The organism is Paucibacter sp. Y2R2-4 (assembly GCF_025717535.1).
Taxonomy (GTDB): Bacteria; Pseudomonadota; Gammaproteobacteria; order Burkholderiales; family Burkholderiaceae_C; genus Paucibacter_A.
Genome location: NZ_JAJIRO010000001.1, coordinates 1,343,509 through 1,363,933, shown reverse-complemented (window position 1 = coordinate 1,363,933; position 20,425 = coordinate 1,343,509). Strand labels below are relative to the sequence as shown.

The following is a 20,425-nucleotide window of genomic DNA, read 5'->3' as shown; positions in this document are numbered from 1 at the left end:
GCTTTCTCTTTTTCTGTGGCTCCTCGACCTGGGCTCGAACCAGGGACCTACGGATTAACAGTCCGGCGCTCTACCGACTGAGCTATCGAGGAACAGAGCCTCGCATTATAGACCGGATTTTGCGAGGCTTACAAGCTAATTTCCAAACTTGCTCTGAAAGTTCTTGGCGCCATCGGATAGAGGTAGACGTGGTCGAACTGGAAGGGTGATTCCTTCCAGGCGCGCCGGTTCGTCAGATTGTCCACGCCGACCCGCCAGATCAGCCATTGACGGCCCAGGCTTTGGTCAAAGCGAGCGCCAGCATCCAGCCGCGTCCAGCCAGGAATGCTGATGCTGTTGTCCGGCAAAACGGCGCGAGGGCCCTCATAGCTCAGGCCGGCTTGCAATTGCAGGCCAGGCAGGGCCGCGATGTTTTGGCGGCCTTGCAAGCGCAAAGTGGTTTCGGGCACATTCTCGGGCTTGAGTCCGTTGACGCTGGCTTCGGCGCTGCCGCTGCGACGGGCCTTCAGCTTCATGGCGCTGGCGATCACGCCGCCGCTGCCCCATTTCAAATCAGCCTGGGCCTCCAGGCCTTGATGATGCGCCTGCCCGTCGGCCCGCCTCACGCAGCTGCCGGGCCTGCTGTCTGAGCATTCGCCGAAATCGCGCCACTTGGGGCGATTCACATCAAACCAATTGACCGACCAATCGACGGTGTTCGAGCCGGCCTTCAGGCCGATCTCGTATTGCTGGCTCTTCAGCGCGTTCAATGCGCGGCCGGCTTGATCGCCATAGCGCTTGCGGTTGGGCGTCACCTCAGATTCCATGCCCTCGCCCCAGCTGGCATAGGCCATCAGTTGCGGGCTCAGGGCATAGCTCAGGCCCAACCAAGGCGTTGTGAGGTTTTGGCTGTAGCTGGTAGGGCGGGAGCCGTCGGTGCGTACGCTTTCGCGCTTCAGATGGGTGGCACGCAGGCCCACCCACGCTTGCCAATCGCTGCTGAGTTGGATGGCATCGCGCAGATACAGCTCGGTGCTGCTTTCGTCGCGATTGGTGTTCTCATCGGTCAAGCTGGGGTCGGCAGTGGTGATCGACTTGCCATCAATCGTGCCCGTGCCGGCCCAGTTGTAAGCCTGCTTTTGAAAACGGCTATTGAAGCGGGAGAACAAGACGCCGGTGCTGATCTGATGCTGCAGGCTGCCCGTTGCAAACTTGCCGGCCAGCGAAAGGTCCAAGGCGTCGCTGTTGCGTCGCTCGTTCTCGCTGCGGAAGTCGTACATATCAAAGCTGCCGTCCGGGCAGTAGCGGTCGGCGTAGTAAGTGCCGTCCGCTGCTGTACAGCCATAGGCATAAGCCAGCCGGTCATCGGTCTTCAGGCGCTGAATGCCCAGGTGCGCTTGCGCGCGCCAGTCGGCACTGAGCTTTTGCTGCAGTCGGATCGAAGCGTGGGTGTTGTCAAACACCACCGGCTGCGACCAGGGCTGGTTGTTCAGGTTGATGCGCGGATCAATCGCATTGGCGTCGGGCAGCTTGTTGCCCAAGAGGCTGAAGCCCGCTTGGCTAGGCTGGCTTTGCTTGTTCCATTCAAACTCGGCCTCGATCAAGGTGTCCGGGCTGAGGCGCCAATCGCCGGCCACGGCCAGCATAAAACGCTTGCCCTCAGCGTCACGCAGTTCGGGCTTGAGTTGGCTGGCGCCGGCGTTGACGCGCAAGCCAAAGGCTTCGCCTGCGCCGAAACGTTGGCTCCAATCCAGAGCGGCTTCGGTCGTGCCACGCTCGCTGATGCCAAGGCTGACGGACGTCAAATTAACCGTGGGGCGCTTCACCACGGTGTTGACCAAGCCGCCCGGCGAGCTGGTGCCGGCTTGAATGCCGCTGGTGCCTTTCAGCACTTCGATGCTGCTCTTGTTACCCAGGCTGATGGCGGTCTCGGCGTTGATGGGCAGGCCATCGCGGCGGTAGTTGAAGCGGTTGTCCAGATCGAAGCCGCGGATCTTCAGATAAGACACATAGCCCGTCGAGTTGTAGGCATCGCTCAGGCTGGCGTCCAAGCTGGTGATGCCGGCGAGCGAGTGCAGGCCCAGGTCCTGCAGCCGTTCGCTGTTCAGGATATTGGCTTGCATGGGCAGCTTGGCGATCGGCGTTTCGCCGAAGCCGCCGACCAAGACCGGCGTGTCGGCCGAACGGCCACTGACCGAAACGGTAGGCAAGGTTTGCGCGGCGGCGCTGATGCTGCAGAGCAGGCCAGCGGCGCTGGCGAGTAAAGAGATTTTCTTAGGAGCGTAGGTGGTCATCGTGGTTCAAGGCGATGACAGGGCTGCAAACAGCAAGGCCGAAACGTCAGGAGAAAGAGATCCAAAAATGACGTGGCCAATGAAGGCTTGCTTCCCTGCGCGAGCATTACCTCGGGACCGGACGGGCAATGACTCGCATTGCGCCGCTCGGCCTCAATCAGGTTCAAAGGGACTTTCTCAGCCGAACGGGTTTCCCCCATCCAGCACCCCTAGCGAATGCGGCAGATCCTGGGATCTGCCGCGCTTGGCATTGTATCGGCTCGGCCAATGAAAACAGCCCGCGAGCAGCGGGCTGTAAGGTCATTGCCGAGCGACAACGGCTGCGACAACTAATGCGTCGACTGGCAATCAGTCAAACACTGGCGACTCAACGCCCAGCACCTTGTGCAGCTTGGGGCTGGTGGTGGTGTATTGCAGATGGACGCGCTTTTCCGGGTTGATGTAAGGCATGGCGCCAAAGGCGGCCAAGGCGCATTCATGGAAGCCCGACAGAATCAGCTTCTTCTTGCCCGGATAGGTGTTCACATCGCCCACGGCGAAGATGCCGGGCACGCTGGTCTGGAACTTCTCGGTGTCCACCACGATCTGCTTGCGCTCGAGGGCCAGGCCCCATTCGGCGATTGGGCCCAGCTTCGGGCTCAGGCCGAAGAACACCAGCAACTGTTCGCAAGGCATCACGCGGGTGACGCCGTCACCGCCGGTCACCTTGATGTCGGTCAGCACGCCGTCCGATTCGACGATGTCGGTTACCTGACCGACCATGAACTGCATCTCGTAGGCGTCGCAAAGCTCGCGCATCTTGGCCACGCTGGCCGGTGCGGCCTTGAAGCCATCACGACGGTGCAAGAGGATCACGCTTTCGGCCTTGTTGGCGCTGCCATCGGCATTGCCGGCGCAGAAGTTCAAGGCCCAGTCCAGCGCCGAGTCACCGCCGCCGACGATCACCAGGTTCTTGCCGGCGAACTTCTCAGGGTTGCGCACACGGTAGTGCAGCTGCGAGCCTTCGTACTTGTCAATGCCGTCGACCTTCAGCGTACGCGGCTGGAAGGAGCCCACGCCGCCGGCGATGAAGATGGTCTTGGTCAGGAACTGGGTGCCCTTGGAAGTCTCGACGAAGAAGCGGCCATCTTCCTGCTTGAGGACGGTGGTGACTTCCTGGCCCAGATGGAAGGTCGCGCCGAACGGCTCGATCTGCTTGAGCAGGTTGTCGGTCAACTCTTTGCCGGTGCAGATCGGCACGGCCGGGATGTCATAGATCGGCTTGTCCGGATACAGCTCAATGCACTGGCCGCCAGGGTAGGCGAGCGAATCAATGATGTGGGCTTTGACTTCGAGCAAGCCGAGCTCGAACACCTGGAACAGGCCGACCGGACCGGCGCCGACGATGACGGCATCGGTTTCAATCGCGTCGGGTCCGGGGACGGGTAGGGCGCCGGCCGGCGTGGCAATCTCTGCGTTCAATTGATCTTCCATTCTCTTTCGGGCCTAGGCACTTGCGAGCCCAAGCGTCACTTCAATAATCCAGCACTTCAGCGGATCAGCTGATCGAGCTTGTCGGTGCGGTCTTTCCACTCGTCAGCGTCGGGCAGGGCTGCCTTGCGCTTGGTGATGCTGGGCCACTTCTTGGCCAAGTCAGCATTCAGCTTGATCATGTGCTGCATGTTTCCGGGTACATCTTCTTCCGGCACGATGGCGTTGACCGGGCACTCGGGGATGCAGACGGCGCAGTCGATGCACTCATCGGGGTCAATGGTCAGGAAGTTCTGGCCTTCGCGGAAGCAATCGACGGGGCAGACATCGACGCAGTCGGTGTACTTGCAGCGGATGCAGTTTTCGAGGACGACGTGGGTCATGGTGCAACTCTGTTGTTGTTGGGGCCGGAATCGCCAGCAATTACGCGGGTGCGCAAAATATCGGCAAAACGCGGATTTTAATCGTTCAAGGTCTCTAAACGTGTTTGATGCGAAGCAAGACCTGAATTGATGCTGGAAATTGTTGGCAATGCATCGCTGTGCGCAGGCTGGCTTTGCACCGGGCGGGCGCCTGCGCCCACCGTCACCACCGTCGGCCGTCCCTTGTGCAGCAGCGAGGCCGCGCCCAAGGTGTCCAATCGGTGGTCGCTGCACAAGGCATCAATGCAGCCTGCCTTGGAGACCACGCTGATCGGTGTTTCAGCGGGCCAGCCGGCCTCGGCGAGCTTGCGTGCCAGCGCTCCCAATTGACGACCGGCCATATAGAAGACCTCGGTGTCGGCCGAGCGTGCGGCTTGCAACTCACCGGCCTGGGTCATCGCGGTGGTCAGGCTGACGCTGCGGCCAATGCCACGGCGGGTCAGGGGGCGCTGGGTTTGCGCGGCGGCGGCAATGGCGGCGGTCACGCCGGGCACCACCTCGCTGGCAATGCCGGCCTCAGCCAAGGCCAGCAACTCTTCTTCCAAGCGGCCGAAGACGCTGGCGTCGCCGCCCTTCAGGCGCACCACCAGCTCATGCGCTAAAGCCTGTTTGACCAGGGCGGCATTGATGGCGGTTTGCTTGGTGCTGTGGCAAAAGCCGCGCTTGCCCACATCGATCCACACCGCATTCGGCGCCAAATCGCGCAGCGCCGGGTCGGTCAAGGCATCGAACAAAACCACATCAGCGGCGGCCAAGGCGCGGGCGCCGCGGATGGTGATCAAGTCGGCGGCGCCTGGGCCGGCGCTGACAAAGACAACGCGACCCATGATCAGCTCGCTTGCTCCGCAGCGGCGCGCACCAAGAGCGCGCCGCTGGTGCGGTTGCTGGTCGGGTCGACCACGATCAAGGCGCCACCAATGCGGTTGACCGCATAGGGCTCCACCGGCAGCGCGCTTTGCGTTTCGATGCGCACATGGCCGATCTCATTGACCTGCAGGGCCTCGGCGTCTTGCTCGGCCAGGCTGTGGATGTCCAGGCGGTGCTCAATCGCGCTGATGCGCGCTTGCACCCAGCGGTTGCCGTGGCGCAGCCAGTATTTGCGGCCGGGCACGGCCGGTTCGGTGTCCAGCCAAGCCAAGGTGGCTTCAAAGGATTGGGCCGAGGTGGCCGAGCCGGGGGTGACGATCCAGTCGCCGCGCGAGACGTCGAGCTGGCGGTCCAGCACCACGCCTGCCGATTCGCCGGCCACGCAATGCGCGACCGTTTCACCTGCGCGGCGCACTTCCGCCACGATGGCGGTCTGGCCGCTGGGCAGAATTTGCACTTCGTCGCCGGCCTTCACCTGACCATGGGCAATACGGCCCCACAGGGCGCGAGGTTGGTAACCCGTTCCTTCACCTTGCTCACCCGGGTCACGGGCCACGTACTGCACCGGAATCGAAAGCTGGCCTTCCACCTTCTCTTGCACGCCCGGCAGGCTTTCCAAAACCTGCAGCAGCGAAGGCCCTTGGTACCAAGTGGCCCATTCGCCATCGAGCGGCTGGGTGACGTTGTCGCCCCGCAGTGCCGACACCGGCACGATGGCGCTCACCTCAATACCCGCTTGCTCGGCGAAGGCGCGCAGCGCCTTGCTCACCGCGGCAAAAGCCGGGCCGGGTTGTGCCAGTGCGTCCAGCTTGTTGACGGCGAAGACGATGCTGGGCACGCGCAGCAAATGCGCTAACAAGCTGTGTCGACGGGTTTGCGGCAGCAGCACCACCTCGTCCACCGAGGTGTCCAGCTTGGTGATGTCCACCAGCACCACGGCGGCATCGCTGCCGGCGGCGGCGGTGACCATATTGCGGGTGTACTGCTCATGGCCGGGCGCGTCGGCAATGATGAATTTGCGCGTCTTGGTGGCGAAGTAGCGGTAGGCCACATCGATGGTGATGCCTTGTTCGCGCTCGGCCTCCAGGCCGTCGGTCAGCAGGCTCAGGTCGATGGGCTGACCGGCGGCACGCTTTTCCAGCGTGTCGAGTTGGTCAGCCAAGATGGCGCGGCTGTCGAACAACAGGCGGCCGATCAGGGTGCTCTTGCCATCGTCGACGCTGCCGGCGGTCAAGAAGCGCAGTGCGCGGTGATGGGTGTCGACATCGCTGTCGTGGATGACGGTGCTGTCATTGGAGTTCAAGGCGGTGCTCATCAGAAGTAGCCCTCTTTCTTGCGGCGCTCCATCGAAGCTTCCGAAGTTCTATCGTCCATGCGGGTGGCGCCGCGTTCGCTCACGGTCACGGTGAGCGTCTCAGCCACGATGTCGGCGGCCGATGCGGCCGTGCTTTCCACCGGGCAGGTGCAAGTCATATCGCCGACGGTGCGGAAGCGCACGGTGGCGGTTTCCACCGTCTCACCGGCTTCGGGTGGCGTCACCTCGGTCAGCGGCACCAGCAAGCCCTTGCGGCGAATCACCTGGCGCTCATGCTGGTAGTACAGGCTGGGCAGCGGGATGTTTTCGCGGGCAATGTAGAGCCACACATCCAGCTCGGTCCAGTTGCTGATGGGGAAGGCGCGGAAATGCTCACCCGGGCGGATGCGGGTGTTGAACAAGTTCCAGAGCTCGGGGCGCTGTTCTTTGGGCTGCCATTGGCCGAAGCTGTCGCGGTGGCTGAAGATGCGCTCCTTGGCGCGCGCCTTCTCTTCGTCGCGACGAGCGCCGCCAATCAGCACGTCAAAGCGGTGCTCCTCGATCGCTTCCAGCAGGGTCACGGTCTGGTGGCCGTTGCGCGATTCCAGCGGATGGGCCAGGCGGACGGTGCCTTTCTTGATCGACTCGTCCATGTGCGCGACGATCAGGCGCTCGCCCATCTCGGCCACGCGCTTTTCGCGGAATTCGATCACTTCGGGGAAGTTGTGGCCGGTGTCCACATGGACCAGCGGGAAAGGCAGCTTGCCCTTGAACTCATTGCCAGCCACGCGTTGTTTGAAGGCCTTCTCGGCCAGGCGCAACACCACGCAAGAGTCCTTGCCGCTGGAGAACAGCAGGCCCGGGCGCTCAAAGCCGGCGGCCACTTCACGCAGGATGAAGATGGCCTCTTCTTCCAGGTGATCCAGGTGGCGTTGGTCCACCGTGGCGGCCAGCGCTTGCAAATTGACGGGGGCGTTCATGCCGTGGCTCCTGACTTCAATTCTTCGTTCGAATGGGCTTTGTGCAGGCCGCATTCCTTGGCGTTTTCGTCCTCCCACCACCAGCGGCCGGCGCGGAAGTCCTCACCCACGGCGATGGCGCGGGTGCAGGGGGCGCAGCCGATGCTGGGCATGAACTGGTCATGCAAGGCGTTGAAGGGCACTTTGTAGGTGGAGATGTATTGCCAGACATCGGCCCAGCTCCACTCGGCCAGCGCGTTGATCTTGCTGCGGCCGTGGTTATCCAGCTCGGTGAAGGGCACATCGGCGCGGTTGCTGGACTGCTCTCGGCGCAGGCCGGTGATCCAGCCAGTGCGGCCATCCAACATGCGGCCGAGCGGTTCGAGTTTGCGGATGCTGCAGCATTCTTTGCGCAGGGCCAGGCTTTCGTACATGGCACGATCGCCGCGCACCCGCACGAAGTTGATCACGGCGTCGTGCACCGGGCTGAAAACTTCGACCTTACGCCCGTATTGGGTTTCGATCTGCGGCAGCAAGGCCAGGGTTTCGGCGTGCAGGCGGCCGGTGTCCAGCGTGGCGATGGCAATCGGCAGCTGGTGGCGAGCGATCAGATCGGTGATGACCATGTCTTCAGCGCCCAGGCTGCTGGACTGCACCAGGCTGGCGCCATGGGCATACACGGCTTCTTGCAGGATTTCGACCGTCTTGGCCACACGCTCCGCAAAGCCGGCGGTTTCGCGGGCGTAGAGCTGGATGGCCGAAGCTGAAGCAGCAGCCGCAGCGCCGGGCAAGGCCGACACCTCAGGCAAGCTGGAGACTTCTCCGCTCATGCCGCACCTCGGGCAAAGACCGGCTGGGTCGCGTCCACATCACCTTGGTAGTGGGCAGGGAAGAAGGCCAGCGCCCGCTCGGCGGAAGCGCGTGACTGGTCAGCGCCGAGCTGCACCGCGTCAAAGCCGGTGCGGGCCAGCAGCGGCAACATATCGACCAAGACTTCGCCAGTCGCGCGCACTTCACCGGCAAAGCGGTAGCGGGAGCGCAGCAGGCGGGCCTGGCTGTAGGCGCGGCCGTCCACCCACTTGGGGAAGTGCAGGGCGATCAAGCTCAGGCGCGGCAGGTCGGCGGCCAGGTCTTCGATGGCAAAGTCGTTCGGTACTTCCACTCCGGTGGCCAAGCCAGCCGGCCAGTGGTCGCGCACGGCATGCCACTGCTCAATCGTCAGCAGCAGGTTGGGAGCTGGATCAGGGTGCGGCATCGGGCCGTCTTCGCCGACCACGCGATGCCATTGCTGATGATGGGTGTCAATGAACTTCATGATGAGGGGGACCTGATTCAGTTGGCGTTGGCAGCGGGCGTGCCGGTCAGCGTGCGGACGGCGTTAGCCGGCGCCTTGAAGGGCTCCAGGCCAATGCGGCGCACGGTTTCGATGAAGCGCTCGGCGCTGCTGCTGCGCTGGCTGCGGTAGGTGTCGATGACCGACTCGATCACGTCCGCCACTTCGTCGGCGGCAAACGAGGGGCCGATCACGCGGCCGGCCACCGAGTTGCCCGACAGTGTCGAGCCGTCCGAGCCGCCCAGCGAGACCTGGTACCACTCCTTGCCGTCTTTGTCGACGCCGAGGATGCCGATATGGCCGCTGTGGTGGTGGCCGCAAGAGTTGATGCAGCCGCTGATGTGCAGGTCGATATCGCCGATGTCGTAGAGCTCGTCCAGGTCTTCAAAACGCTCGGTGATGGCCGCCGCCACCGGGATCGAGCGCGCATTGGCCAGGGCGCAGAAGTCGCCACCGGGGCAGGCGATCATGTCGGTCAAGAGGCCGATGTTCGGCGTGGCCAGGCCGAGGCCGCGAGCGGCTTCAAACACCGCCGGCAGATCGGCTTCACGCACCCAGGGCAAGACCAAATTCTGGTCATGGCTGACGCGCAACTCCGACGCGCTGTAGCGGTCGGCCAGGTCAGCCGCGGCGTCCATCTGTCCGTCGGTGGCGTCACCGGGTGCAATGCCGGCGCGCTTCAGCGACAGGGTCACCGCGCGATAGCCCGGCACATTGTGGCGATGCACATTGCGCTCCAACCAGCGCTTGTAGGCGCCGTCGGCCACGCCGGCCAGGATGTCGCTGCTCACGCCGGCCTGCACGCCATTCGGGCGCACAAAGCAAGCGGCCACGCGGTCCAACTCGGCTTGCGGAATCAGGTGCTCGCGGCCACCCTCGTCAAGTTCCAAGATCTGTTTGAACTCGGCGTTCACATCGTCAAAGAACTGCTGGCCTTCGGCCTTGACCAAGATCTTGATGCGGGCTTTGTACAGATTGTCGCGGCGGCCGTAGCGGTTGTAGACGCGCACGATGGCTTCGATGAAGACCAGGATTTGCTGCCAGGGCAGGAACTCATTGATCACCTGGCCGATGATGGGCGTGCGGCCCATGCCGCCACCGACCAGCACCTTGAAACCGACCTCGCCGGCCTCGTTCTTCAGCAACTGCAGGCCGATGTCGTGCCAGGCGATGGCGGCGCGGTCCTCCACCGTGCCCGAAATGGCGATCTTGAACTTGCGTGGCAAGAAGGCGAACTCCGGGTGCAGCGTGCTCCACTGGCGCAGCACTTCGGCATAGGGGCGGGGGTCGACGATCTCGTCATGCGCCACGCCGGCGAAGCAGTCGCTGGTGATGTTGCGGATGCAGTTGCCGCTGGTCTGGATGCCGTGCATGTCCACAGCGGCCAGGCGGTCCATCACATCGGCCGAGGCGGTCAGCGGAATCCAGTTGTATTGCAGATTTTGGCGGGTGGTGAAGTGGCCATAACCGCGGTCGAAGTCACGGGCGATGCCGGCCAAGGCGCGCAGCTGGCGGGCGCTCAAGGCGCCGTAGGGCACGGCCACGCGCAGCATGGGCGCATGGCGTTGCACATACCAGCCGTTTTGCAAGCGCAGCGGACGGAAGTGATCGTCGCTGAGCTCGCCGGCCAGGTTGCGCTCCAGCTGATCACGGTACTGCGCGGCACGCGCATGGACGAATTGGCGGTCGAAGTCGGTGTAGGCGTACATAGTTCTACGAGAGGGAATTCAGTGAATGACTTTCCAGCCAGCGAGCAGCAGCGAGCCACAGAGCAGGCCGCGTACCACGCCATCAGGGAGGCGACGGGTCAGTTGAGCGCCCAGCCAGATGCCGGGCATGGATCCGAGCAGCAGCGGAACCAGCAGGGACCAATTTACATTGCCCAGGGTGGCGTGACCAATACCCGCGACGAGCGTCAGGGGAACGGCATGGGCGATGTCACTGCCGACGATGTAGCGGGCTTCCAGGCGGGGGTAGAGCAGCAGGATCAGCGTTGCGCCGATGGCGCCCGCGCCAATCGAAGACAAAGACACCAAGACGCCCAGCAAGACGCCACAAGCCACCGTCAGCGCCGGCTTGCGTGATTCCGGGATGAAGCGCTCCAGACGCAGCCCCACCACCTGCCAAGACTTCTTGAAGGCGACCACCAGGGCAGTCAGGAAGAGGGCGATGCCCAGCGAGAAGGTCAGGGTGCTGGCCCAGCCCTTGGTGATGTCAGTGGCATGCATCAGCGCCACGGTGCCAATCGAGGCCGGAATGCTTCCCAAGAGCAAGAGCCCGGTCAGGCCCCATTTCACATGGCCATGGCGTGCATGGGCAACGGAGCCCGAAACCTTGGTCAGCGCGGCAAACCAGAGGTCGGTGCCAATGGCGACGGCGGGGCTCAGCTTGAACACCGACAGGAGCAAGGGCGTCATCAGCGAGCCGCCGCCCACGCCCGTGATGCCGACAATGATGCCGACACCCAAGCCACTTGCCACCGCGATCCAGTCCATGGAACTCCTCAGGGAGCAGCCACCATGACTACCCTAGGGGCCGGACTTTAGTGGGCCTCCATAGATATGCAAAACATAGATTTGTAAATTACATATGTGAAATTGCATATATGAAATTCGCCTGAGTCGGGCGAGGGGCAAGGACGCGGTAAGCTCAGGACGTCGCGGCAGCAGCGCGCGCCAGGTGTCCAGGGCCTAGGAATGCGTCGCACCTGCTGTGTTGCTAAGCGCCGTGGGCTTGGCTCGCGCTTTTACTGCCGCCTATTTCAGGCTTTTGTTCTTATCTCCCCGACTCCCATGCCCCAGTTCACCTCTTTCCGCGCCGAAGCCACCAAAGTAGCGATTTACTGGGATTTCGAGAATCTGCATGCCGTGCTGGCCAATGTGGCCCATGGCGACGGCGCCTACCGCGACAACCGGCTGAAGCTGCAGCCGGTCTTTGTCGACCTCAAACCCATCCTGGAGTACGCCGCCTCTCTGGGCGACATCATCATCAACCGCGCCTATGGCAACTGGCAGTTTTTTGCCAACTACCGCCATGCCTTGAATGAGGCGGGGGTGGACTTGATCCAGATGTTCCCGCGCGGCTCCAACATGAAGAACAGCGCCGACATCCGCATGGCACTGGATGCCTTGAGCGATGTGCACAACCACCCGCACCTGACCCATGTGGTGGTGATCTCCAGCGACAGCGACTTCATCAGCCTGGCGCAAAAGGTCAAGCAAGCGGGCCGTTTCATCGCCGGTGTGGGCGTGGCGGGCTATAGCAATCGTTTCTGGACCGCCAGTTGTAACGAGTTCAAGTTCTATCAAAACCTGCTCGGCCTGCCACTGGAGGCAGCACCGGCCGAGTTGGCGCCGGTGGTCGAGGACGCCGAAGCGGTGGGTTCGCCCTCGCTGGACGAAGCCCGTCAAGCGCTGCAGCGAGCACTCAAGCAGTTGGTGGACCGCAATGGCGAGAACTATGTGTCGCGCAGCGCCTTGAAGGTTTTCATCAAGCGCTTGCTGCCTTCATTCGACGAGCAGGCCCTGGGCTGCACCAACTTCTCGGAGTTCTTGCACCGCTTTCCAGAGTTGGTGGTCGAGGTGGATGCCATCAGTGGCGGCCATGTGGCTTTTGCCGGCCAGCCTGTTGGGCAGTCCAACTCTGAGACCGACGCGCCTGAGTCTGAGTAACCCTGGGCGAGGCTGGCCTCTGTTCAGTCGCGGGCCAGTTGGGCCAGTACGCTCACTTGTTCCTGAATGCGCGGCGGAATATCGCTTTCACCCGCCAACATGGCCTGAATCAAAGCCGCGTTGGCGCCCGCCTCGCAGGCCTCGGACAGCGGCCAGTCCAGATCTTCGCTGTCGGCGGCATGCAGTTCATGCCGCTCACCGTTGATAAAGCCGTAAAGCTGCGGTTTGCGTCGCAGATGGGCATAGGCCTCGCCTTCGCTGGCCTTCATCAGCAGCGCGCGGCCTTCAGGAGCGGTGGATCGCTGCAGGGCCTCGCCCATGCTGATCAGGTACTCCGGATGCGTGACGGCCACCACGCGCACCGAGCGGCCCGGTGCGGCGTCCAGCAATTTGGCGACGCTGTGCCCGCTGTTGCGCACCCCAAGCCGTGGGCGCAAGGCCATCAAAGCGTCTAAGCCCGGGTTCAAGCGGGCCAGTGGCAAGCAGGCCAGGCGACTTGAGGCCAGCTGCGCCGAGGCCTCTTGCACCGAGTCGGCCAGTGGCAGGCCCAAGGCTGCCAGCAGCTCAAACGGGCTTTCGCGGCTGTCGAAGTCATGCCGGCCGTGGATCAAGACAGGAATGCCTTCGCGCGCCAGCAGCAGCGCCACCAGCGGCATCAAATTGGCTTGTTTGCGGGCGCCGTTGAAGCTGGGCAGCAGCACGCAGCGTGGGCCGGCGGGCACATCAATTCGTGCAGTTCGGGCCTGCATGGCGCGCTCAAAGCCCGCCAACTCGGCCGCGCTTTCGCCCTTGATCCGCAGCGATAGCAACAGGGCGCCCAACTCCATATCGGGCACTTGACCGTCCAAGATGGCTCCGAACAAAGCCTCGGCCGTGGCCGCATCCATATCGCGCGCGCCTTTGGTGCCGCGGCCGACTTCTTTGATCAAGGGGGCAAATTGCATGGGCCGCAGTTTAGGGGGGCGTTGCCTTCCTGAGTTCTTTGCCTAGGCAAAGCCGGACTTCGGCAAAAGTCATGTCAGCCTGCCAGAATGGCGGCCTCTTAGAACTTTGGGAAATCAATCATGAGCCAAGTCATGTATCAAGCCTCGGTGCCGGTGTTCAAGCAAATGTTGGGAGGCTTGTCCGACGTGCTGGCCAAGGCGGAAGCGCATGCCAGTGCCCGCAATATCGAGGCCGCGGCCCTGCTGCAAGCGCGCTTGTTCCCCGATATGTTTGCACTGACCAAGCAGGTGCAAGTGGCTTGTGACTTTGCCAAGGGCGTTTGCGCCCGCCTGGCCGGTGTGGAAGTGCCCAGCGCGGAAGACACCGAGCAGAGCTTTGCTGACCTGCATGCCCGCATCCAGAAAACGCTGAGCTTTATTGAAGGCCTGGACGCCGGCCAATTTGAGAGCGCCGCCACGCGCGACATCGTCACCCGCCCCGGCACCCCCAAAGAGCGCCGCTTCAGCGGCCAAGACTATTTGCTGCACTACGGCCTGCCGCAGTTCTTCTTCCATGTGACCACCAGCTATGCCATCTTGCGGCACAACGGGGTGGAACTGGGCAAGAAGGACTATATGGGCGTGTATTGATCCCTGCCGTCAGCAGGCGCGGTTCATGTCAAACTTGCGCAGGCAAATAATTTCATATTTCAACAACAGGTGCTGACCCAGCACGCAGAACAGGAGAAGCTCATGGCCAAAGGACAGCAGAAAAGCAATAAGGAAGCCAAGAAGCCCAAGAAGGACAGCTCGCCTCCGAAGCCCATGTCCGGTGAGCCGGTGATGCCGACGCGGGTGACCGTGGTGCCTGACCGCAGCAAGAAGGCCAAGTAATCGGCTTCAGCAGCGCTAGGCGCAATGAATAAAAAAACGGGCCCCTCGGGCCCGTTTTTCTTGGTGTGACGTTCTTCGCTGAATCAGGCCGAGCGTGCGCGACGCTTGTTCATGAAGCCGATGGCACCCAGGCCGGCCAGCAGCAGAGCGTAGCTGCTTGGCTCGGGGACGGCCGTCACCGCATTGAAGCGCAACAGGTCTTGCTGGTAGTCGTTGCTGAGCTTCTCAATTTGGTAGAGGCTGCTGCCCTGGTAAGCGGCGCCAGCAGTCAAATAGCTATTGGCCAAGTCCTTCAGGGTGGTGTAGTTCGTGGTGCTGTTGTTGAGGTTGAAGTACTGGGCGTCGCCGTTGAGTTCGGTCACGCTGGCCGGGCCGCTCAGCTTCTCATGCGTCAGCTCCCACACGGCCAGCTGGAAGGCGGCGCGTTCGGTGTTGGTGTCCACGCTGGCGTAGTTCGCCGAGAACAGGTGTTGCAGATTGCTGGCTTGGGTGCCCGAGAAGCTGCCCACCGTGTAGGTGGTGTAGTTGGTGGAAGTGAACTGGCCCAGCTCGACGCAGTAGGCGCCGAAGCTGGCGCCATTCTTGATGTCGAAGTTCAGCAGACCGGCGGAGGTGTTGTCATTGATGCCGCGCTGCTCGATGTCCACGTTCACGCTGCTGCCGACAAAGCCGTTTTGGCGAATCGAGATGGTGTTGGCTGCTTGGGCGGCACCTGCCAGGCTGAAAACGGCGGCGGCGATCAGTGAGAAATGGCTGGTCTTCATGTCTGTTTTTCAGGAGCTTTGGGCTCCGTCCCTGTGTTAGCTGTTGCTGAGGATTTGGACTGTAGGGGTCAAACCCAGGGCACGCCTCCCCCCATGCACAGGGCGCAAGAGGGCTGGCGTGAAGCTATTCACAGACATGGCGCTAAAGAATCAGCGCGAACGGTTTTGCATGGGGTCAGGTGTTGCCCCAGCGCTGCAAAAGCTGCCTGCCGATGGCAGGTTTGCGGCTCAGCGCCTCTACTCAGGGCAGCTTGAAGGCTGACACCGAGTCCACCAATTGCGTGGCTTGATCGCGCAGGCTTTCGGCCGCTGCGGCGGACTCTTCCACCAGTGAGGCGTTTTGCTGCGTCATTTTGTCGAGTTGGTTGACGGCTTGGCTGATCTCGCCCAGGGTCAAGGCTTGCGCCGAGGTCGAGGTGGAAATCTCCGCCACGATGCGCGTCACGCGTTGCACGCTCTGCACCACCTCGCCAATGGTGCCGCCGGTGTCTTGCACCAGGCGCACGCCAACTTCCACCCGCTCGACCGAGGCTGAAATCAGCGTTTTGATCTCACGCGCTGCCTGTGCGCTGCGTTGGGCCAGGGAGCGCACCTCACTGGCCACCACCGCAAAGCCGCGCCCTTGTTCACCGGCACGCGCCGCTTCCACTGCGGCGTTCAGCGCCAAGATATTGGTTTGGAAGGCAATGCCGTCAATCACGCCGATGATGTCGGAGATCTTGTTGGACGACTGCTGAATCTCATTCATGGTCTCGACCACGCGACTGACCATGGCGCCGCCGCGGTCGGCCACCTCGGCGGCGGTTTGCGCCATGCTGTCGGCTTGGCGGGCGGCCTCGGCATTGCTGCGCACGCCTTCCCCGAGTTGCTGCATGGCGGCACCGGTTTCTTCCAGGCTGCTGGCGGCCTGCTCGGTGCGGTTGGACAGGTCCATATTGCCGGAGGCAATCTCAGTCGAGGCGATGCGAACCTGCTCGGCCGCGCTGCGAACTCCGGTGATGGTGCCGGCCAGTTGCTGCTGCATGCGCTGCAGCGATTGGGTCAGCTCGGCCAGCTCGTCACTGCCTTGACTGTGCACACGCAAGGTCAGGTCGCTGTCGGCAATGCTGTGTGAGAGCTCTTGGGCTTGTTCGACCGGCCCGGTTACGGAGCGGGTGATGGCGAAAGCGATCAGTATCCCCAGCGCTGTGGCGAGGGAGGACAAGACCAAGACAAGGTTGCGGGCAAAAATGGCTTGTTCACTGGCTTCCACGCGCGCCACTTGCAGGCGCTCGCGGCTGTGTTCGGCATAGGCGTTGATGGCGTCCAGATAGGTCTCCATCGCCGGAATCAGCTCCGCCACCACGCGGGGCTTAATGTCTTGGCCGTCTTTCTTGAGCTTGCCCAACTCGTCGCGCAGGGTTTGGTACTGCTTGCGGGTGCTGCCGATTTGGTCGCTCAGTCGGTCGGTCTCAGGCGTTTTGCTGAGCTTGTCGATTTCTTCTTGCACCTTGTCCACCCGCGCCGATGTCTCTTTGGATTTGCGGGTGAAGGCCTTCACGAAGTCGGCGTCATCGACCACCATAGTCACGATGCGGCGTTGGATATTCGCTTCGGTCAAGCCCGACCAGGCACGCGCCAAGTCCAGGGCCTGCATATCGGCCGAAACCAGGTGTTCGATGCGGGCATTGAGTTGCTGAACTCGCATCACGCCCACCAGCGAGGCCACCAACATCAAGCTCATTACCAGGGCAAAGCCCGCCAAGACGCGTGCACGCAGGCGCCAGTTTTGAATTGCAGCAATCATGCTTTGCGTCTCCCCGGACCGCGTCGGGCGCGGCAACTTGTCTAGAAAACAGGCATGCTAGGCGACCCTCGGTTTTACGCTGGGTGGATAAGCCGGGTGAATCCCTGGCTAGTCGGAGTCAGGGGCGGGTAGGGGCTTGGCACTGCCGCTGAGGCAGACAGCTACACTGACGGCCCAGCGCATTGCGCCCCACCAGGTTTTATTGCTTCCTCATGGCCGGACTCTCCGCAGCGACCTCCAGTCCCACCGAAATCACGGTGCACCAACAGTCACGCGTGCTGGAAGTGGCGTTCTCGGATGGCGCACGTTTTCGCATCCCTTTTGAATTGATGCGCATCTACAGCCCTTCGGCCGAGGTCAAGGGGCACGGCCCCGGGCAAGAAGTTCTGCAGACCGGTAAGCGCGAGGTGCTGATGACCGGGTTGGAGCCTGTCGGCCACTACGCCGTGCGACCGGTGTTTTCTGACGGCCACGACAGCGGTCTGTTTGACTGGGCCTATCTCTACGAGTTGGGCGCCAATGAGGCGCAGCTGTGGCGTGACTATGAAGCTCGCCTGGCAGCGGCCGGTGTCGGCCGCGACGACCCCATGCCCGGCAAGAGCAGCGGCGGCGCTTGTTCTAGCCACTGAGCATTCAAGATTGATCCGGGCGCAAGCCCAAACCAGATTTGTGAGACGACCATGAGCAGCACCCATTTCGGCTATCAAACGGTGGACGAGCGCGAGAAAGCCAGCCGCGTGCGCGGCGTGTTCGACTCGGTCGCCTCCAAGTACGACATCATGAATGACCTGATGTCCATGGGTATGCACCGCGCTTGGAAGGCCTACACCGTGGCAGTGGCCAACCTCAAGGCTGGTGATCGGGTGTTGGACATCGCGGGCGGCACCGGTGACCTCTCGCGTGCTTTCGCCAAGAAGGTGGGCGACAGCGGCATGGTGGTGCATACCGACATCAACGAAGCCATGCTGCGCCAGGGACGCAACCGCCTGCTGGATGAGGGCCTGATCCTGCCCACCAATCTGTGCGACGCGGAAAAGCTGCCCTACAAGGCAGGCAGTTTCGATCTGGTCAGCGTGGCCTTTGGTCTGCGCAATATGACCCACAAAGACCAAGCCCTGGCCGAAATGTGCCGGGTGCTCAAGCCGGGCGGCCGATTGCTGGTGCTGGAGTTCTCCAAAGTGGCGGCGCCGCTGCAAAAGCCCTACGACTGGTACTCCTTCAAGGTCTTGCCCAAGCTCGGGCAAATGATTGCCGGTGACGCGGAAAGTTACCGTTATCTTGCCGAATCGATCCGCATGCACCCAGGGCAGCAGGAATTGAAGGCGATGATGAAGACGGCAGGCTTTGGCCACGTCGACGTCCACAACCTCAGCGGCGGGGTCGTGGCCTTGCATGCCGGGATCAAGTGCTGAGGCGTCATTCGTCCACCAGGGCGCATGACTGCTAGTCGCACACTCGGTGTTTGATCTCCCCCTGATTCACGGGGGAAGCACTGTCACAAAGCCCGGCCCTTGCCGGGCTTTCGTCCAGAATGGGTTGAAATTTGAGGGGGATCAGTCACCTTCAACTGCTTCGCGCGCAGGCGGGTTCAGCCCTGCCAAGCGCTAGAAGAAGCAGCGGCTCCAAGGGCATTCCCTAGCCGGGGTGACATGTGTTCAAAAGAGGCACAGAAACCGCGGGTAAACCGTAGTCACACAGTGCCGGCGAGGGCGGTTTTGAAGGGGAGAATTGTCATTTTCCAAAGTTACACTCGCTCGTCCTGAAAGGGTGAGGATGCCTGCTGCATCGCAGCAATTGATCTGAGCCGCCAAGGTTGGTGACTCTCGAAGAAGAAGGAAAGACACGCCATGAATGTTGTGAAGAATCAGCAAGAATTCCTGTCCACCAGCTTGCGCGTTGCGGCCATCGCTGCCGCCGCCGTGACGGTGTTGTTGGCCGGTTGCGGAGGGGGCTCCAAGAGCGAAAAGGCCTCCCAAACTGCGGCCAAGGTCAACAAGGAAGAGATCACCGTTCACCAGATCAACTTCGTGCTGCAGCGTCAGCAGGGCCTCAAGCCCGAGCAAGCCGAAGCCGCCAGCAAGCAAGTGCTGGAGCGTTTGATCGAGCAAGAATTGGCCGTGCAAAAAGGCCAAGAGCTGAAGATCGACCGCGACCCCAAGGTGGTCCAACAGATCGAAGCCGCCAAGCGTGAAATTATCGCCCGCGCCTATGTGGAGCGCATTGGTGAGTCGGTGGCCAAGCCCACCGCCGAAGAAGTCAGTAAGTATTACAACGAGAAGCCGGCCCTGTTCAAGGACCGCCGCATCTTCAGCCTGCAAGAGCTGGCCATTGAAGCCAAGCCCGAGCAGTTCGCGGCCATCCGAGACAAGCTGCAATCCTCCAAGAACATGGCCGAATTTGCCGAGTTCCTGAAGGCCAATGAAATCCGCTTCCAAGGCAATCAAGCCGTGCGTGCCGCCGAGCAACTGCCGCTGGCTGGCCTGGACGCCATTGCTCGCATGAAGGACGGCGACTCCGCCGTGACTCAAACGCCTAACGGCCTGACTGTGCTGTTCCTGGTCGGCTCGCGCAGCCAGCCGGTGGACGAGGCGCGTGCTCGTCCGGCCATCGAAGCCTTCTTGGGCAATCAGCGCAAGGCTGAGCAAGTGCAAAAAGACATCAAGGCTTTGCGTGCTGCCGCCAAGATTGAATACGTTGGCAAGTTCGCCGAAGGCGCACCGGGCGCGGCTGCCTCCGCTCCGGCTGCTGCAGCCACGACCACTGCTCCGGCAGTGCCAGCTGTCACTGCGCCTGAAGCGCCGGCCGCCGTCGCACCTGCTGCCAGCGGTCTGGATGCCAGCGCCATCTCCAAGGGCATGGGCCTGAAGTAATGAGCAAATTGATCGGATTGAAGATGACGATGATGACGACTCGAAGCCCATCTTGGCTGAGCCTGGCTTCTTTGGCCTTGGCCTGTGCAACGGTCGGCCAAGCGGCAGTTGCCGCCAGCCCTGTGGCACCGGCCGCTGCAGCCGCATCGGCACCAACGGCGGAATACCGCCTTGGTTCCGGCGACGTGGTTCGCATCACCGTTTATCAAAATCAGGACTTGACGCTGGAAACCCGCGTTTCTGAAGTGGGCGTGGTGTCATACCCGCTGCTGGGCAATATCCGCATCGGCGGATTGAGCGTCACGCAGGCCGAGCAGTTCATTGCTGACGGCCTGAAGACCGGCAACTTCGTCAAGAACCCGCAAGTCACCATCGTCGTCTTGCAGGTCAAAGGCAACCAAGCCAATGTCCTGGGCCAGGTCAATCGTCCTGGCCGCTATCCGATCGAAACCGCAGACATGCGTCTGACCGACCTGATCTCCAACGCAGGGGGTGTTGCTCCTGGTGGTGCCGAGATTCTGGTCCTGACTGGCAAACGTGAAGGTAAGCCTTACCGCGTTGAAATTGACCTGCCCGCCATCTTTGCCCCCGGTGGCAGCGACAACGATGTCTTCATCCAGAACGGCGATGTCGTCTGGGTCGACCGTGGCCCCATGGTCTACATCTACGGCGAAGTGCAGCGCCCGGGCCCGATGCGCCTGGAGCGCGGCATGACCCTGATGCAAAGCTTGGCTACCGGCGGCGGCATCACCCAGCGAGGTACCGAGAAAGGCATCCGCGTGCATCGCAAGAACGCCGAGGGCAAGGTCGAGGTCATTCAACTCCCGATGGACGAGAGCTTGAAAGACGGCGATGTTGTGTATGTCAAAGAGAGCTTGTTCTGATTTGAGATCGAGAAA

The 20,425-nt window shown here is 62.1% G+C and carries 20 protein-coding genes and 1 tRNA gene; 7 read left to right on the top strand and 14 right to left on the bottom strand.

All coding sequences use genetic code 11. The features are described 5' to 3' along the window. Nucleotides 1-16 precede the first annotated feature (16 nt). The 11 genes from LNV06_RS05905 to LNV06_RS05855 all read right to left on the bottom strand — a co-directional run bounded on the left by LNV06_RS05905 (nt 17) and on the right by LNV06_RS05855 (nt 11,113). Nucleotides 17-92: transfer RNA gene (locus LNV06_RS05905), tRNA-Asn, on the bottom strand. Nucleotides 93-128: 36 nt separating this feature from the next. Further along, entirely contained in the window at nt 129-2,273 is a 2,145-nt protein-coding gene (locus LNV06_RS05900) for a TonB-dependent siderophore receptor (protein ID WP_263537278.1), read from the bottom strand. 348 nt (nt 2,274-2,621) lie between these two features. Further along, entirely contained in the window at nt 2,622-3,746 is a 1,125-nt protein-coding gene (locus LNV06_RS05895) for an NAD(P)/FAD-dependent oxidoreductase (protein WP_411970058.1), read from the bottom strand. Nucleotides 3,747-3,802: 56 nt separating this feature from the next. Beyond that, the gene (gene fdxA / locus LNV06_RS05890) at nt 3,803-4,126 is read right to left on the bottom strand and encodes a ferredoxin FdxA (RefSeq protein WP_263537276.1); all 324 of its coding nucleotides are present in this window, start codon (nt 4,124-4,126) and stop codon (nt 3,803-3,805) included. A gap of 77 nt (nt 4,127-4,203) precedes the next feature. Beyond that, nucleotides 4,204-4,992 carry a uroporphyrinogen-III C-methyltransferase gene (gene cobA, locus LNV06_RS05885; protein ID WP_263537275.1) on the bottom strand — a complete coding sequence of 263 codons (789 nt, stop codon included), beginning with the start codon at nt 4,990-4,992 and terminating at the stop codon, nt 4,204-4,206. 2 nt (nt 4,993-4,994) lie between these two features. Continuing rightward, nucleotides 4,995-6,347, bottom strand: coding sequence for a sulfate adenylyltransferase subunit 1 (locus LNV06_RS05880; protein WP_263537274.1), 1,353 nt, complete (start codon nt 6,345-6,347; stop codon nt 4,995-4,997). Further along, nucleotides 6,347-7,306, bottom strand: a complete 960-nt coding sequence (gene cysD, locus LNV06_RS05875) for a sulfate adenylyltransferase subunit CysD (RefSeq protein ID WP_263537273.1) — start codon at nt 7,304-7,306, stop codon at nt 6,347-6,349. Before cysD ends, LNV06_RS05880 begins: the two co-directional genes overlap by 1 nt. Then, a complete protein-coding gene (locus LNV06_RS05870) occupies nt 7,303-8,115 on the bottom strand; it encodes a phosphoadenylyl-sulfate reductase (RefSeq protein ID WP_263537272.1) in 813 nt (270 codons plus the stop codon). The genes cysD and LNV06_RS05870 overlap by 4 nt, the downstream gene beginning before the upstream one ends. After that, nucleotides 8,112-8,600, bottom strand: a complete 489-nt coding sequence (locus LNV06_RS05865; RefSeq protein WP_263537271.1) for a DUF934 domain-containing protein — start codon at nt 8,598-8,600, stop codon at nt 8,112-8,114. The genes LNV06_RS05870 and LNV06_RS05865 overlap by 4 nt, the downstream gene beginning before the upstream one ends. 17 nt (nt 8,601-8,617) lie before the next feature. Then, on the bottom strand, nt 8,618-10,327 hold the full coding sequence (locus LNV06_RS05860; RefSeq protein WP_263537270.1) for a nitrite/sulfite reductase: 1,710 nt from the start codon (nt 10,325-10,327) through the stop codon (nt 8,618-8,620). 18 nt (nt 10,328-10,345) lie between these two features. Next, entirely contained in the window at nt 10,346-11,113 is a 768-nt protein-coding gene (locus LNV06_RS05855) for a sulfite exporter TauE/SafE family protein (protein WP_263537269.1), read from the bottom strand. Nucleotides 11,114-11,410: 297 nt separating this feature from the next. Between LNV06_RS05855 and LNV06_RS05850 the strand changes: the two genes are divergently transcribed. Next, on the top strand, nt 11,411-12,289 hold the full coding sequence (locus LNV06_RS05850; RefSeq protein WP_263537268.1) for an NYN domain-containing protein: 879 nt from the start codon (nt 11,411-11,413) through the stop codon (nt 12,287-12,289). A gap of 23 nt (nt 12,290-12,312) precedes the next feature. On the opposite strand, the gene ybiB is transcribed toward LNV06_RS05850, so the two are convergent. Continuing rightward, on the bottom strand, nt 12,313-13,233 hold the full coding sequence (gene ybiB, locus LNV06_RS05845; RefSeq protein WP_263537267.1) for a DNA-binding protein YbiB: 921 nt from the start codon (nt 13,231-13,233) through the stop codon (nt 12,313-12,315). A 120-nt stretch (nt 13,234-13,353) separates the two neighbouring features. On the opposite strand from ybiB, the gene LNV06_RS05840 reads away from it, so the two are divergent. Together LNV06_RS05840 and LNV06_RS05835 are read left to right on the top strand one after the other, a co-directional pair. After that, on the top strand, nt 13,354-13,863 hold the full coding sequence (locus LNV06_RS05840; protein WP_263537266.1) for a DUF1993 domain-containing protein: 510 nt from the start codon (nt 13,354-13,356) through the stop codon (nt 13,861-13,863). 102 nt (nt 13,864-13,965) lie between these two features. Then, nucleotides 13,966-14,106 (top strand): hypothetical protein, encoded by a 141-nt coding sequence (locus tag LNV06_RS05835; RefSeq protein ID WP_263537265.1) that lies wholly within the window; start codon nt 13,966-13,968, stop codon nt 14,104-14,106. Nucleotides 14,107-14,189: 83 nt separating this feature from the next. Here LNV06_RS05835 and LNV06_RS05830 read toward each other — a convergent pair whose 3' ends face one another. Both LNV06_RS05830 and LNV06_RS22550 read right to left on the bottom strand, forming a co-directional pair. Further along, the gene (locus LNV06_RS05830) at nt 14,190-14,870 is read right to left on the bottom strand and encodes a PEP-CTERM sorting domain-containing protein (RefSeq protein WP_263537264.1); all 681 of its coding nucleotides are present in this window, start codon (nt 14,868-14,870) and stop codon (nt 14,190-14,192) included. Nucleotides 14,871-15,111: 241 nt separating this feature from the next. Continuing rightward, nucleotides 15,112-16,656: a methyl-accepting chemotaxis protein gene (locus tag LNV06_RS22550; protein WP_318013441.1), complete on the bottom strand. Its 1,545-nt coding sequence runs from the start codon at nt 16,654-16,656 to the stop codon at nt 15,112-15,114. Nucleotides 16,657-16,868: 212 nt separating this feature from the next. On the opposite strand from LNV06_RS22550, the gene LNV06_RS05815 reads away from it, so the two are divergent. The 4 genes from LNV06_RS05815 (at nt 16,869) to epsE (ending at nt 20,410) form a co-directional block, all read left to right on the top strand. Continuing rightward, complete coding sequence (locus LNV06_RS05815) at nt 16,869-17,285, top strand: gamma-butyrobetaine hydroxylase family protein (protein ID WP_263537263.1); 417 nt, start codon at nt 16,869-16,871, stop codon at nt 17,283-17,285. 51 nt (nt 17,286-17,336) lie between these two features. Continuing rightward, nucleotides 17,337-18,068 (top strand): bifunctional demethylmenaquinone methyltransferase/2-methoxy-6-polyprenyl-1,4-benzoquinol methylase UbiE, encoded by a 732-nt coding sequence (gene ubiE, locus LNV06_RS05810; RefSeq protein WP_263537262.1) that lies wholly within the window; start codon nt 17,337-17,339, stop codon nt 18,066-18,068. A gap of 435 nt (nt 18,069-18,503) precedes the next feature. Further along, nucleotides 18,504-19,526 (top strand): EpsD family peptidyl-prolyl cis-trans isomerase, encoded by a 1,023-nt coding sequence (locus tag LNV06_RS05805; protein ID WP_263537261.1) that lies wholly within the window; start codon nt 18,504-18,506, stop codon nt 19,524-19,526. Between the two features lie 29 nt (nt 19,527-19,555). After that, nucleotides 19,556-20,410, top strand: a complete 855-nt coding sequence (epsE, locus tag LNV06_RS05800) for a polysaccharide export protein EpsE (RefSeq protein WP_263537260.1) — start codon at nt 19,556-19,558, stop codon at nt 20,408-20,410. Nucleotides 20,411-20,425: the final 15 nt, after the last annotated feature.